Below are 14,032 nucleotides of genomic sequence, written 5' to 3' on the forward strand. Positions count from 1 at the left end.
TGCTGGAGGAGCGACCCATGAAAGCTTGTGTTCAAGCCCGGATTCTCGCCGCGTCCTTATTGTGCTCCGGCGCCGTTCTCGGCGCCTCCCAGGCCCTCGCATGGGAGCCGACCAAGCCCATCGAGGTGGTCGTGCCCTTCTCCGCCGGCGGGGCCTCCGACCAGATGGCCCGGACCATCCAGGGCATCATCCAGAAGAACAAGCTCACCACCCAGCCGATCATCGTCGTCAACAAGCCGGCTGCCGCCGGCGGCGAGGCGATGCTCGACATCAAGGATTCGGCCGGTGATGCGCACAAGCTCATCACCACCTCCAGCGGCATCTTCATGACGCCGATGACTACCAAGCTCGGTGTCTCCTGGACCGATTTCACCCCGCTGGTGATGATGGCGCAGGATGCCTTCGGTCTGTGGGTCAATGCCAAGTCGCCCTACAAGGAGCCCAAGGATCTGCTGGCCGCCGCCAAGGATGCAAAGCCTGCGCTGAAGGTCGGGGGCACCGGCTCGAAGCGCGAGGACCAGTTGCTGGTCATCGCCATGGAGAAGGCGAGCGGGGCGAAGTTCAGCTACATCCCCTATCCCGGCGGCGGTGCGGCTTCCACGCAGCTGGCCGGGGAGCATATCGCCGCGGACACCAATAATCCGTCCGAGGAAATCGCCAACTGGCGGGGCGGGGCGACCCGGCCGCTCTGCATCTTCTCGCCCAAGCGCCTGCCTTATGATGCGAAGGTGGTGGGCGACCAGTCCTGGGGCGACATTCCCACCTGCCGCGAGAAGGGGCTCGACGTCAGCTATGAGATGCTGCGGGGTATGTTCATGCCCGGCAAGGTCTCGCCCGAGCAGCGGGACTATTACGTCGGTCTCTTCCGGAAGGTGGCGGCCACCGACGAGTGGAAGGACTACATGGCCCGCAACGCGCTCGTGCCGGATTTCCGGGAGGGCGAGGCCTTTCTGGAGTTCCTGAAGAAGGATGAGCTGCACCACAAGGATCTGCTCACGCAGGCCGGCTTCCTCGCAGCCAACTGATCGTTTCCTCGCCGGCAGGCTGTTCGCGGCCTGCCGAGCAACGACTCAAGATCGACAGGAGGAAGGGCTCATGACCATCCAGAATGAGGCCGGAGCGGATGTGGCGGCGCCCGAGGGCGGGCTGTCGCGCCGGGCGGTGGAACTGACGGTGGCCGCGCTGCTGATGGCGCTGGCACTCATGGTGCTGTGGGACTCGTATGATCGCGGCGCGGGCTGGACCGGCGCCGGGCCGGAGAACGGCTTCTTTCCGGCGCGGATCGGCTGGATTTTCCTCGCTGGTGCCGGCGTGGTGCTGGTGAATGCGGTGCGCCAGCCGCCCGGCGTCTTTGTCTCCTGGCAGCAGCTCGGGCAGGTGATGCGCGTGCTGGTGCCGCTGGTCATCTTCGTGGCGCTGATCAAGCCTCTGGGCATCTATGTGTCCTCGGCACTCTTCATCATCGGCTTCATGCTGATCGCGGGCTCGCGCAACAAGGTCGCGATCCTGCTTGCGGCGGCCCTCGTGCCGCTGGTCGCATTCTGGATCTTCGAACTGCAGTTTCGCGTGCCGCTTCCTAAGGGGCCACTCGAAGCCTTCCTTGGCTATTGAGGTGCCGCGATGGAAAATCTGGCTTCTCTGATCGCGGGCTTCGAGCTCGCGCTCTCATGGCACAATGTCGCCTTCATGATCATCGGTGTGCTGCTCGGCATCGTGGTCGGTGTCCTGCCCGGCCTCGGCGGCCCGAACGGGGTCGCCATCCTGCTGCCGCTCACCTTCGGTATGGATCCCACCTCCGCCATCATCCTCCTGTCGTCCATCTATTGGGGGGCGCTGTTCGGCGGGGCCATCACCTCGATCCTGTTCAACATTCCGGGGGAGGCGTGGTCGGTGGCCACCACCTTCGACGGCTATCCCATGGCGGTGCAGGGGAGGGCGGGGGAGGCGCTGACGGCGGCGTTTACGGCCTCCTTCATCGGCGCGCTCGCCGGCGTCGTGCTCATCACCTTCGTGGCGCCGCTGGTGGCCCAGTTCGCGCTGCGGTTCGGGCCGGCGGAATTCTTCGCCGTCTTTCTCCTGACCTTCTGCTCATTCATCGGCATGGGGCGCGAGAACAAGGCCAAGATCATCGTGACGCTGGCCCTCGGTTTCCTGCTGGCGGCGGTGGGCATGGACACCATCTCCGGTGACCTGCGCATGACCTTCGGCGTCACCGAGCTCATGCGGGGCTTCGATTTCCTGGTGGTGGTGATCGGCCTGTTCGGCGTCAGCGAGATCCTGCTCACCGTGGAGGAGGGGCTGCACTTCAAGGGCAAGCGCGCGGGCATCGACCTGAAAGTGGTGCTGCGCACATGGACGGCGCTGCCGCGCTATTGGGGCACGCTGCTGCGCTCCTCCCTCGTCGGCATGTGGATGGGGGTGACGCCGGGCGGTGCCATCGCCGCCTCCTTCATGGGCTATGGCCTTGCGCGGCGCTTCTCCCGCAACGGTGCCAAATTCGGCAAGGGCGAGATGGAGGGCGTCCTCGCGCCCGAGACGGCGGCCCATGCGGCGGGCACGTCCGCCCTGCTGCCCATGCTGGCGCTGGGCATTCCGGGCTCGGCGACCGCCGCGGTGCTGCTGGGCGGGTTGATGATCTGGGGGCTCCAGCCCGGCCCGCTGCTGTTCGTGGAGCAGAAGGACTTCGTCTGGGGCCTCATCGCCTCCATGTATCTCGGCAACATCGCCGGGCTGATCATCGTGCTCGCCACCGTGCCGCTGTTCGCGGCGGTGATGCGGGTGCCGTTCGCCCTCGTGGCGCCGATCATCCTCATCATCTGCGCCATCGGGGCCTACACCATCTCCAATTCCATCTTCGACATCTGGCTGATGCTGATCTTCGGCATCGTCGGCTACGTGTTCAAGAAGCTGGATTATCCGTTGGCGCCGCTGGTGCTGGCGCTGGTGCTGGGAGACCGGGCGGAGGATGCGGCCCGGCAGGCGCTCATCGGCTCGGAAGGGGATCTGGGGGTCTTCTTCTCCAACGGCCTCGTGGGCACGCTCATGGTGCTGGCGTTCGTGCTCCTGCTGTGGAGCCCGATGATCGAGGGTCTGTCCTGGCTGCGCCGGCGCCTGCTCGCGAGCCGGCCCAGCGAAGCGCACAACTGAGCCCGCGCGCGGCGGCCGGTCCGCCGCGCGCCTCCATTGCGACCGTCCCCATCAGAGGCTTCCATGCACGGCACACATTCGCCGAAGCGGACCACCCGCCACGTCGCTCTTGAGCGCCAGCTTGCCAAGACGCTCGAAGGCGAGGTGAAGTTCGATCTCTTCACCCGTGGGCGCTATGCGACGGACGCCTCCATCTACCAGATCATGCCCGAGGGCGTGGTCTTCCCGCGCAGCGAGGCCGATATCGTCGCCGCGCTGCAGATTGCCGCCGAGCACCATGTGCCGGTGATCGCGCGCGGCGCCGGCACGTCGCAGAATGGCCAGCCCATCGGCCCCGGCCTCATCCTCGACATGAGCCGGCATTTCAACGCCATCCGAGCCTATGATCCGGCCGCGCGCACGGTCACCGTCCAGCCCGGCATGGTGCTGGAGCATCTCAACGCGCGGGCGAAGGCCGATGGCCTGTTCTTCCCCGTGGAGCCCTCCACGCAGAGCCGTTGCACCCTCGGCGGCATGACCGGCAACAATTCCTCCGGCGCGCGCTCCCTGCGCTACGGCAAGACCGTGGACAATGTGCGCGCCCTGCGCGCTTTGACCCATGACGGGGAAGCCTTTGCGCTCGGGCTCGGGCGGGGCGCGGTGTCGGGATCGCAGCGGATCACCACGGCGATGGCCGATCTGCTGGCGCTGGCGGCGCGCGAGCGCGCGGAGATCGAGGCGATCTTCCCGAAGGTGCAGCGGCGGGTGGGCGGCTACAATCTGGATGAGCTGCTGCCGCCGGAGCCCAACCTGTCCCATCTCCTCGTGGGCTCGGAAGGGACGCTGGCGGTCACGACCGAAATCGAACTCGCTTTGTCGCCCTTGCCGAAACATCGGGTCATGGGCGTGTGCCACTTCCCAGGTTTTCGCGCGGCCATGGAGACCACGCGTCATCTGGTGGATCTCGGCCCGGTGGCGGTGGAACTGGTGGACAACAATGTGCTGGTGCTGGGGGCGGACATTCCGCTGTTCCGTCGCACCCTCGCCGACATCACCCGCGGCACGCCCAACTGCCTGCTGCTGGTGGAATATGCCGGCGACGACCTCGACGCTTTGAAGGCCGATCTGCGCCGTCTCGACCAGTGCATGGCGGATCACGGCTTTGCGGATGCGGTGGTGGAGGTGGTGGAGCCGCCGCGCCAGAAGCAGGTGTGGGACATTCGCGAGGCTTGCCTCAACATCATGATGTCCATGAAGGGCGACGGGAAGCCGGTGTCCTTCATCGAGGATTGCGCCGTGCCGCTGGAACACCTGGCGGATTATACGGACGGCATCACCGAGCTGTTCGCCCGCCATGGCACGCGCGGCACCTGGTACGCCCACGCCTCCGTGGGCTGCCTGCATGTGCGCCCCATCCTCAACATGAAGGACGAGCAGGGTGTCCGCGACATGCATGCCATTGCCGAGGCGGCGTGCGATCTCGTCAAGCGCTTCAAAGGCTCCCATTCCGGCGAGCACGGGGACGGCATTTCGCGCTCGGAGTTTCACGAGCGGATGTTCGGCACGCGGCTGGTGCGGGCCTTCGAGCAGGTGAAGGATGCCTTCGATCCGCACAATCACCTCAACCCCGGCAAGATCGTGCGGCCCTATCACATGGATGATCGCACGCTCATGCGCTATCCGGCCGGCTACCGCGTGTCGGAGCCGGCGCGCCCGGTGCTGGACTGGTCCGAATGGGGTGGCTTCGGCGGCGCGGTGGAGATGTGCAACAACAATGGCACCTGCCGGAAGATGACGGCCGGCACCATGTGCCCCTCCTATCGCGTGACCAAGGAGGAGCAGCATGTCACCCGTGGGCGTGCGAACACGCTGCGCCTCGCCATCTCCGGCCAGCTTGGCCCGGATGCCCTGACCTCCGCCGAGATGAAGGAGACGCTGGACCTGTGCGTGTCCTGCAAGGGCTGCAAGCGCGATTGCCCCACCGGCGTCGACATGGCGCGGATGAAGATCGAGTTCCTGCATCATTATCACGCGCGCCACGGCCTGCCGCTGAAGGAGCGCCTGATCGCCCATCTGCCGCGCTATGCGCCCTATGCGGCCGCGCTGGCGCCGCTCATGAATTTGCGCGACCGCATTCCCGTCCTCGCCCGCCTGTCCGAGCGCCATCTGGGCTTCAGTGCCCGGCGCACGCTGCCGCAGTGGCGCAAGCCGTGGTGGCAGGATGGGCGCGTGGGCTCGGCGGCCGATGTGGCCGGCGACGGACGGGACATCGTCCTCTTCGGCGATACGTTCAACCGCTATTACGAGCGCGAGAATCTGGAGGCCGCTGAGCGTGTGCTCGGCGCCGCCGGTTATCGCCTGCACCGTGTGGAGGCACAGAAAGGCGGGCGCCCCCTGTGCTGCGGGCGCACCTATCTCTCCGCCGGCCTCGTGGATGAGGCGCGCACTGAAGCCCGCCGCACCCTCGCGGCGCTTGAGCCCTATGTGTCCAAAGGCGCCCGCGTGGTGGGGCTGGAGCCGTCGTGCCTGTTCACCTTCCGGGACGAGTTCGGCGCCATCCTGCCGAAGCAGGAGGGGCAGATGCTGGCCGAGCGCTCCCTGCTGCTGGAGGAGCTTCTGGCGGCGGATCTGGCGGAGGGGCGGATCACTTTGCCTCTGGCCGATCAGGGCGGGCGCACGGCCCATCTGCACGGCCACTGCCACCAGAAAGCGTTCGGCGTGATGGGCGCCGTCGAGACGGTGCTGCGGGCGGTGCCGGGCCTGTCGGTGAAGCCGATCGAGTCCAGTTGCTGCGGCATGTCCGGCGCCTTCGGCTATGGCGCGAAGACCATGGACGTCTCTTTGGCGATGGCCGAGCTGTCGCTGCTGCCCGCGGTGCGCAAGGCGGCCGACGACGATCTGATCGTCGCCGACGGCACCAGTTGCCGGCACCAGATCAAGGATGGCAGCGGCCGGGAGGCCATCCATGTCGCCCGCGTGCTGGATGGGGCTCTGGCGGTCCCCACCTGAGAGGGCGGGAGCTAGCTGTGCTTGAGGCTGAGGAGTTCGTCGGCGCTCATCACGTTGCAATAGATCATGTGGAGAATCTCCAGCTCCCGCTCGTGCAGCGCCAAGCTGCCGGCGGCGCAGCCGTCCTCGACCACGATCACGTCGAAGCTTTCGTCGGCGAGGCTGCGCACGGTGGAGGAGACGCACTGGTCGGTGAAGATGCCGGCGCAGACCACCGTCCTGATCCCCATGTTGGAGAGGATCAGGCGCAGATTGGTGCCGGTCAGCGCGCTGTCGGTGGTCTTGGTGACAATGATCTCGCCGGGCAAAGGTGCGAGGGCGGGGACGATCTGTGACGCCTCCTCGTCCTTGGGCAGCAGCAGATTGTTCCAGCCCGGCTTCTTCTGGCTGAGCGAGCGGTCGCGCCCGTCCTGCATCTGGCAGGCGATGCGCGCGAACATCACATCCCAGCCCCGGCCGCGAAACGCGTCCATCAGGCGGGCGATGGTGGGGATGGTCTTCTCGTGCATGCGCTGGTGGAACGGCGTCCAGGCATCGAACCGGCGCCGGCCCTCCGCGTCCAGCGTGGCCGGATCGGGGCGTTCGAGATAGGTGTTCTGGACGTCGATCACCAGCAGGCAGACAGCCCCGGCCTCAAGCTCCGGATCGTCGGGCTCGGGGGCGCCGTCGTAATAGATCGAGCGGCGCGCATTCTTCCATGACATGAGGTCCGTACTCCCTGATCCGGCTTCGCCAGCCCGTGTGATGTCCTGTCCCGATCCCTCGGCTCAGGTCGTGGCCGGCACGCTGGTCAGCCCGGCTGCGAGCTTGGCTGAAGCTGCGGCGAACAGCGTGCCGATGGTCATGGATATGACCACGATGGGCAGGGCGTTGGCGAGTGTCAGCGAGAACAGCGCGGCATGGGTGAAGGCGCCGGGCGTCTGGCTCAGATAGGCGAAGGTGGTGGCGTAGCCGAAGGTGACGGCCGGCACGGACGAGAAGGGCGCGAAGCGCGAGGCTAGGATGTAGATCACGACGCTGGCGAAGACGAGCAGGCCCAGCCAGACCGGCAGCGGCATGGCCGCCAGCGGATTGGCGAGGCCGAGCACCGCGACCAGCCATGCCATCACCGCCCCGAAGGCGTTGGAGGTGATGTTGAGCGGGATGGCGCGGTTGTCGCCGCCCACCGCGAAATAGGAGGCCCAGGCGACGAAGGCCGCCCAGATGAGCAGCGTACCAACAGAGAGAAAGAGCCAAGTGGCGGCGCCGCCGAGCAGGCCGACGGCGAGGGCGGTGGCAAGGACCGATGACATGGGAAGGTCTCCTCTGGGGCGGCGTTCGGGCCGGCCTGATTATCTCAGAGAGAGTCAGTTCTTGAGTCAATCTGGTATTTTTCGTTGACGAGAAAATTTCTCTCATTAAACAGATTGGATGGGTGGGCGGCCCACGTGCCGCCGCTTCTTGCAAACTCAGCATAAGACCGACAGAGGGTTCACAGGCATGAGCAAGGCCCATTTCATTGAACGTCATGGACTTTGGACCGAAGACCAGAAACGCGCGGCGGCAGCGCTGGCCGAACGGATCGAGAAGGAAGGGATCCGGAACATCCGGGTCGGCTGGGGCGACCAGCACGGCATCGTGCGCGGCAAGACCGTGACGGCGGAGGAGTTCAAGGCCAACCTGCGCGACGGCAAGGATTTTCAGCTCGTCACGGCGATTTTCGACACCACCAACCACCCCATCGTCCCGCCGTTCGGGGCCGAGAACAGCCTGAACATCCCGGAGATGATCGGCCTTCCCGATGGCGTGCTCGTGCCCGATCCCACCACCTTCCGCGTGCTGCCGTGGAGCAAGGACACGGGCTGGTGCCTCAGCGATGCGTATTTCTCCAACGGCCAGCTGTGCCCGCTGTCCACCCGCCAGATCCTGCGCCAGCAGTTGCAGAAGCTGGCCGATGACGGCTTCAGCATGAAGGTGGGGCTGGAGTTCGAGTTCTACGTCTTCCGGCTGCTCGACCCCAAGCTCTCGCCTGCCTCCAGCGGTTATCCGCCGGAGCCGCCGGACGTGGAGATGATCTCGCACGGCTATCAGTATCTGACCGAGAACCGTGGCGACGAGATCGAGGGGGTACTTTCTTTCTTACAAGAGAATATCCAGCACCTCGGCCTGCCGCTGGCGACGCTGGAGGACGAATGGGGCCCCGGCCAGTGCGAGGTGACTTTCTCGCCGCTGGCCGCGCTTGAGGCGGCGGACGCCGCTCTGCTGTTCCGCTCCGCAGTCAAGCAATTGTGCCGCCGCAACGGCTTCCACGCCAGCTTCATGGCGCATCCCAAGGTGCCCAACGTGTTTCCGAGCGGCTGGCACATGCACCAGTCGCTGGTGGGGGCAGATGGCTCGAATGCCTTTGTCGCCCATGAGGGAGACGGGCCGCTCTCCGCCACCGGCATGACCTATCTCGGCGGTCTGCTGGATCGTGCCGCCGGCACGGCGCTGCTCACCACGCCCACGGTCAATGGCTACAAGCGCCAGCGGCCGGATGGCTTCGCCCCGAACAAGGCGGTGTGGGCGCACGAAAATCGCGGCGCGATGCTACGCGTCATCGGCGGGGTCGGCCAGCCGGCGTCCCGCATCGAGAACCGCATCGGCGAGCCCACGGCCAATCCCTATCTCTATATTGCCTCGCAGATCATCGCCGGGCGCGACGGCATGCGGCGCAAGGCCGATCCCGGTGCGCCGGCGCGGGCCGCCTATCTCTCCGACCGGCCGTTGCTGCCGCGCAGCCTCATGGAGGCGGTCACGGCCTTCCGGGCGGACGAGGTGATGCGGGCCGAGCTCGGCGACGTGTTCCACAATTACATGGTGATGCTCAAGGAATTCGAGATCTCGCGCTTCCTCTCCGCGGTCACGGATTGGGAGCACACCGAATATTTCGAGATGTACTGATAAAAGCGATCCGGCGGCGCGGCCGCCGGATTTTCCAAAAGTGTTTGAGAGAATGCCCTTCGGCTTTGGGAGAGACACGTGAAGATCGGCGCCGCCCAGTTACGACCCTGCTGGCTCGATCCGGCGAGAACGACCGACAAGATCGTCAATGCCATCGCGCAGGCGGGCCGGGAGGGCATCGGCCTTCTCGCCTTCCCCGAAGCCTTCCTGAGCGGCTATCCGTTCTGGCTCTGCCGGACCAATGGGGCGGCGTTCGACGATGCCCGCCAGAAGCGCGCCTATGCCCAGTTTCTCGATGCCGCCGTCGAAGTGCCCTCGCCGCTGATCGCGCGCATCACCGAGGCCGCGCGGGACCATGGCGTGTCGGTCTATCTCGGCCTCAACGAACGGGGCCGGGCGGCGGCACGGGGCTCGGTCTATTGCTCTTTGCTCGCCATCGACGCCGCGCGGGGGCTGATCGGCACCCATCGCAAACTGGTGCCCACGTTCGACGAGCGGCTGTGCTGGGCACCGGGCGATGGGCAGGGGCTCAAGGTGCACCAGATCGGGGATACGCGGGTGAGCGGGCTGAACTGCTGGGAGAACTGGATGCCGCTGGCGCGCTTCAGCCTCTATGCGGGCGGGACCGATGTGCATGTCAGCGTCTGGCCCGGCAATCCGGCAGTGGCCCAGAATGCGGTGCAGTTGATCGCGCATGAGGGACGTGTGTGGTCCATGGGCGTGAGCGGCGTGCTGCATCTGGACGATATCCCCTCCGACTTCGAATTCCGGGCGGATCTGGAGGCGGCGGGTATGCAGTCCATCTTCTCCGGCGGCTCGCAGATCATCGCTCCCGACGGGCGCGTGGCGGCAGCGGCGACCGATGGCGCGGAGGAGATCATCTCCCATGAGGCGGATCTCGCCACCGTGCGCGGGGAGCGGCAGAATTTCGATCCGTCCGGTCATTATCACCGGCCGGACGTGTTCCGCCTCGCCATCGACCGCACGCGCCACGAGGTGCTGCTCGAGACGCAGGATCCGGCGGAGGACGAGGGATGAAGGCCCTCGTGATCCAGAATGCGCCGTCGACGGGGATCGGGCTGGTGGGCGAGCAACTGCGGGCCCGTGGCTTCGCCCTCGACATCCGCGATGCGCAGCACACAGATTTCGATGCCATTGATCTTGGCAGCGCCGATCTGTTCGTCATCCTCGGTTCGCCGCGCGGCGTCTATGAGCGCGATGTGCCATGGATCGAGGCCGAATTCCGCTTCACGCGCCGCGTGCTGGATGCGGACAGGCCGCTGTGGGGCATCTGCTTCGGCGCGCAGATGATCGCCTCGGCGCTGGGGGCGAAGGTCGCGCCTATGGGCGTGCGCCATCGCTTCTGGCGCGAGAACGACATGGTGGTGGGCGAGGCCTGGCGTGGGCCGTGGCTCCGCTGGCATGGCGACCAGTTCGAGGTGCCCCCCGGGGCCGAGCTTCTCGCCATGTCGCAGGGCGTGCCCCAGGGCTTCCAGCGCGGGCGTGCGGTCGGGGTCCAGTTCCACCCGGAAGTGGACGCGGATATGGTGCGTGCCTGGGTGAAGGAGGGGCAGGAGGGCTTGAAACAGGACGATTGCGATGGAGAGGCCCTGGTGGCCGCTTCCATCCGCGAGTGCCGGGACGTGGCCGCCCGCCTCGATCTGCTCACGGCCGACATACTGCAACGGTGCATCAGGTGAACAAGAAGACGTCCGAGCCCAGCGAGATGCTCGATACCAGCCCCGTCCTCGGCGAGGAAATCCGCCACCACCGCACCGCGCGCGGCTGGACGCTTGAGGAACTGAGCAAGCGCAGCGGCGTGTCCATCGCCGCCATCTCCAAGATCGAGAAGGGCCAGTCCCGCCCCAGCTTCGATACGCTGTTGCGCATCGCCCGCTGCCTGCAGATCAATTTCGTGCAGATGATGGAAGGCGAGGGGCCGTCGAAGCCGAAGGGCGTGACCGCGCGTCTCACCTCGACCCGCGCTGCCGATGCCGAGCTCTTCCAGACCGCGCATTATGACTACAGGGTCCATTCCACCTCGCTCACGCAGAAGGTGATGGTGCCGCTGCGCATGACCATCCGGAACCACGAGCCGCCACCGCGCGACGAGTGGAGCATCCATGACGGCGAGGAATTCGTGTTCGTGCTGAAGGGCACGCTGGCCTTCCACACCGAGCATTATGCCCCGCTGATCCTGAAGGAAGGCGACAGCTGCTATCTGGACAGCACCATGCGGCATGCCTTCGTTGCGGTCTCGCCGGGCGACGTGGAGATCCTGTCGGTCTGCCTGTCCATCAAGCCCTTTGAAGGGGAAGCAGGGCCCGAAAGTATCTGAACACGCGCCATTATCTTCGCAGCGCCGGTGCTGAGAGCGTTCGCTGCTGGTCTGCGCGAGAATTTAACGTGGGACATGCCGTCTATAGGAGGGGGCAAGGCCCTTACCTGCCCGCGATGGTCATAGTGCCAGCGAAGTCCGCTTGCTGTCCAAGTTCGAATGGCCGCATCGACCCACAGCGGAAGTTCCTGCTGTCCGCTTGACGCGGGAAACCGGATGGCCACCACCGAGCAGAGTCATCGGGTGGGAATTGCCTTTGGCGCGGGGGGCAAATTGCGGACGGATTGCCACTTCCCCGATTGGTCGGTCGGACCCCCATTCCTGCGAACAGATGCTCCGCTCAGTCATGCTCTACGGGGATGCGGCCGTTGTGGGCTGAGACCCGTCATCCGCCGCCACTCTGGACCGAGACGGGCTTGGTGGGGCCGGAGCACTCACGCGCCTTGCGCGCCTGAAGCGCAGTCCGCAATCACGAAAAACGCTCAATTCTTCGTCATGTGCAAATGTGCATTGCACGCAAAATGAAATTGACGGCTAGGCAAATTCGACCAACGATCTCCCCACCAAGCCGGACCAACCGGTTTGAGCCTCGTCGCACCCGACGGGAAAGGGGAACCGATGTCCGACACGCAATTCAAGAAAGGCGCACTGCGGCTGCGATTGCTTTGTGCGACGCTTGCCGCCGCTCTCGCATCTCCCGTGGTTGCCGCAGAGCCGAAGTTCACGAACGATGTCGTCAAGATCGGCATCTTGAACGACCAGTCCGGCCTCTATGCGGACCTGGCGGGGCCTGGCTCTGTCGAGGCCGCCCGCATGGCCATTGAGGAATTCGGCGGCACTGTCCTCGGCAAGAAGGTCGAGCTGGTCTTTGCCGACCACCAGAACAAGGCCGACATTGGTGCGGCGAAGGCGCGGGAATGGTTCAGCCAGGATGGCGTAGACGTCATTGCTGACTTTTCGAATTCATCGGTCGGCTTCGCCGTGCAGTCCTTGGCAAAGGACATGAATAAAATCGCGCTCATAACGGCGGCCTCGTCCGACTTTACCGGCAAGGCCTGCACCGACACCTCGGCACAGTGGGTCTATACCAGCTATACGAACGGTTACGGCCTCGCCAGGATCATGACGGCAGCCGGATATGACAGCTGGTTTCTGGTCACTGTGGACTATGCGTTCGGTCACGCCTTTGCCAACGACATCCGGAAGGCCGTGACGGCCAGCGGCGGAACGGTACTGGGCGAAGTCAGGCACCCGCTGAACTCACCGGACATGAGCTCCTTCCTTCTCCAGGCTCAGAGCTCGAAAGCCAAGATCGTCGCTTTCTCCAGCGCCGGCAGCGACATGGCGAATGCCATCAAGCAGGCGGCGGAATTTGGCCTGAACACCCAGAAGACGCTCGTCGCTCCGGCGGTCTTCCTGACCGATATCCACGCGCTGGGGCTCGAGAAGGCCAATGGTCTTCGCTTCGTGACCGCATTCTATTGGGATCGCAACGATGAGACGCGCCAGTGGTCCAGGCGCTTCTTCGACAAGCGCAAGGCGATGCCGACCATGACCCAGGCGGGCGTCTATTCGGCCGTGCGGCACTATCTGCGCGCGGTCGAGGCGGCCCAGACGGACGACGCCAAGGTCGTCATGGCCAAGATGAAGGAACTGCCGGTTGACGACATGTTCAGTCGCGGCGGCAGGGTGCGCGCGGACGGCCAGATGATCCACGACATGTATCTCGTTGAGGTTAAGAAGCCCGCCGAGTCGAAAGGGCCGTGGGACTATTACAAAATCGTGCAGACGATCCCGGGCGACCAGATATTCCCGCCGCTGTCCGATAGCGCCTGCCCGCTTGTAAAATAGACCCTGGGATAGCCGCCGCGCACGCCGCGCGGCGGCTTCCTTGCATCCCAATTGAATTTTCTCTACAGGCAGTTCGACACCACGAACGCTCGAGGGCGGCAATGGACCAGGTGCGCTTTGTCGCCCGTCAGATCGGTCAACGCATTCGGGCGGCCCGGTCAGCACGCAAGATGACGTTGAAGGAACTGGGAGAGAAAATCGACCTCTCGGCGGCGTTTCTCTCCAGGGTCGAGCGGGGCGAAGCTGCGACCTCGATCGCGAATCTCATCGCGATCGCGACCTGTGTCGATATTCCCTTGAGGGATCTGTTCGAGGACACATCCAGCTCTGCCGCAGCAAAGGGGTATTCCCTTTTTCGCAAGGCAGAACGCCAGAGCGGGCAGTTGCTTGACGCCAATGGCTATCAGTACCACGGCCTGTCGGCGACATTTCCCGACCCGAGCCTGAGCACCTTCGTTCTCGAATTTCCCGTCACGAGCGATACGAGCGTCAACCTGCTTTCCCATGAGGGCGAGGAGGTTCTGTACATTCTCGAGGGCCGGATCGAGTTCCAGATCGGATCTGACAGTTTCGTTCTGGAAGCTGGCGATTGCGTGCACCTGAAAGGGGAGCGTCCCCACATGGGCCGGAACGTGGGAACAGGTGTGGCGCGCATGCTGATGGTCGTTACACCGTCGCATGTCGTAGACCATCAGGGCTGACCCCAAGCTCCCTTCGCCACCGCTGCGCATCAATGCCTTGGCCGGAATGAATGACACGCACCCGCGTGCGTTGCCGCTTGCCTGC

At 65.2% G+C, this 14,032-nt stretch carries 12 protein-coding genes; 10 read left to right on the plus strand and 2 right to left on the minus strand.

The window, feature by feature from the left end:
* Nucleotides 1-17: 17 nt before the first annotated feature.
* The 4 genes from IEW24_RS14730 to IEW24_RS14745 all read left to right on the plus strand — a co-directional run bounded on the left by IEW24_RS14730 (nucleotide 18) and on the right by IEW24_RS14745 (nucleotide 6,135).
* Complete coding sequence (locus tag IEW24_RS14730) at nucleotides 18-1,025, plus strand: Bug family tripartite tricarboxylate transporter substrate binding protein (RefSeq protein ID WP_188579914.1); 1,008 nt, start codon at nucleotides 18-20, stop codon at nucleotides 1,023-1,025.
* Between the two features lie 70 nt (nucleotides 1,026-1,095).
* On the plus strand, nucleotides 1,096-1,611 hold the full coding sequence (locus IEW24_RS14735; RefSeq protein WP_188579916.1) for a tripartite tricarboxylate transporter TctB family protein: 516 nt from the start codon (nucleotides 1,096-1,098) through the stop codon (nucleotides 1,609-1,611).
* A 9-nt stretch (nucleotides 1,612-1,620) separates the two neighbouring features.
* On the plus strand, nucleotides 1,621-3,147 hold the full coding sequence (locus IEW24_RS14740; protein ID WP_188579918.1) for a tripartite tricarboxylate transporter permease: 1,527 nt from the start codon (nucleotides 1,621-1,623) through the stop codon (nucleotides 3,145-3,147).
* Nucleotides 3,148-3,210: 63 nt separating this feature from the next.
* Nucleotides 3,211-6,135, plus strand: a complete 2,925-nt coding sequence (locus IEW24_RS14745) for an FAD-binding and (Fe-S)-binding domain-containing protein (RefSeq protein ID WP_188579921.1) — start codon at nucleotides 3,211-3,213, stop codon at nucleotides 6,133-6,135.
* 11 nt (nucleotides 6,136-6,146) lie between these two features.
* On the opposite strand, the gene IEW24_RS14750 is transcribed toward IEW24_RS14745, so the two are convergent.
* Together IEW24_RS14750 and IEW24_RS14755 are read right to left on the minus strand one after the other, a co-directional pair.
* Nucleotides 6,147-6,839: a cysteine hydrolase family protein gene (locus tag IEW24_RS14750; RefSeq protein ID WP_188579923.1), complete on the minus strand. Its 693-nt coding sequence runs from the start codon at nucleotides 6,837-6,839 to the stop codon at nucleotides 6,147-6,149.
* A gap of 63 nt (nucleotides 6,840-6,902) precedes the next feature.
* Nucleotides 6,903-7,427, minus strand: a complete 525-nt coding sequence (locus IEW24_RS14755; protein WP_188579925.1) for a DUF1097 domain-containing protein — start codon at nucleotides 7,425-7,427, stop codon at nucleotides 6,903-6,905.
* Nucleotides 7,428-7,614: 187 nt separating this feature from the next.
* Here IEW24_RS14755 and IEW24_RS14760 point away from each other — a divergent pair, with 187 nt between their 5' ends.
* The 6 genes from IEW24_RS14760 to IEW24_RS14785 all read left to right on the plus strand — a co-directional run bounded on the left by IEW24_RS14760 (nucleotide 7,615) and on the right by IEW24_RS14785 (nucleotide 13,947).
* Nucleotides 7,615-9,057, plus strand: a complete 1,443-nt coding sequence (locus IEW24_RS14760) for a glutamine synthetase family protein (protein WP_188579927.1) — start codon at nucleotides 7,615-7,617, stop codon at nucleotides 9,055-9,057.
* 78 nt (nucleotides 9,058-9,135) lie between these two features.
* The gene (locus IEW24_RS14765) at nucleotides 9,136-10,095 is read left to right on the plus strand and encodes a carbon-nitrogen hydrolase family protein (protein WP_188579929.1); all 960 of its coding nucleotides are present in this window, start codon (nucleotides 9,136-9,138) and stop codon (nucleotides 10,093-10,095) included.
* Entirely contained in the window at nucleotides 10,092-10,757 is a 666-nt protein-coding gene (locus tag IEW24_RS14770) for a type 1 glutamine amidotransferase (protein ID WP_188579931.1), read from the plus strand. Before IEW24_RS14765 ends, IEW24_RS14770 begins: the two co-directional genes overlap by 4 nt.
* On the plus strand, nucleotides 10,754-11,395 hold the full coding sequence (locus IEW24_RS14775) for a helix-turn-helix domain-containing protein (RefSeq protein ID WP_188579933.1): 642 nt from the start codon (nucleotides 10,754-10,756) through the stop codon (nucleotides 11,393-11,395). The genes IEW24_RS14770 and IEW24_RS14775 overlap by 4 nt, the downstream gene beginning before the upstream one ends.
* A 618-nt stretch (nucleotides 11,396-12,013) precedes the next feature.
* Nucleotides 12,014-13,246: an ABC transporter substrate-binding protein gene (locus tag IEW24_RS14780; RefSeq protein ID WP_188579935.1), complete on the plus strand. Its 1,233-nt coding sequence runs from the start codon at nucleotides 12,014-12,016 to the stop codon at nucleotides 13,244-13,246.
* A gap of 101 nt (nucleotides 13,247-13,347) precedes the next feature.
* Nucleotides 13,348-13,947, plus strand: a complete 600-nt coding sequence (locus tag IEW24_RS14785) for a helix-turn-helix domain-containing protein (protein WP_188579938.1) — start codon at nucleotides 13,348-13,350, stop codon at nucleotides 13,945-13,947.
* Nucleotides 13,948-14,032 lie beyond the last annotated feature (85 nt).

This window comes from Azorhizobium oxalatiphilum, assembly GCF_014635325.1.
GTDB classification, from domain to species: Bacteria; Pseudomonadota; Alphaproteobacteria; order Rhizobiales; family Xanthobacteraceae; genus Azorhizobium; species Azorhizobium oxalatiphilum.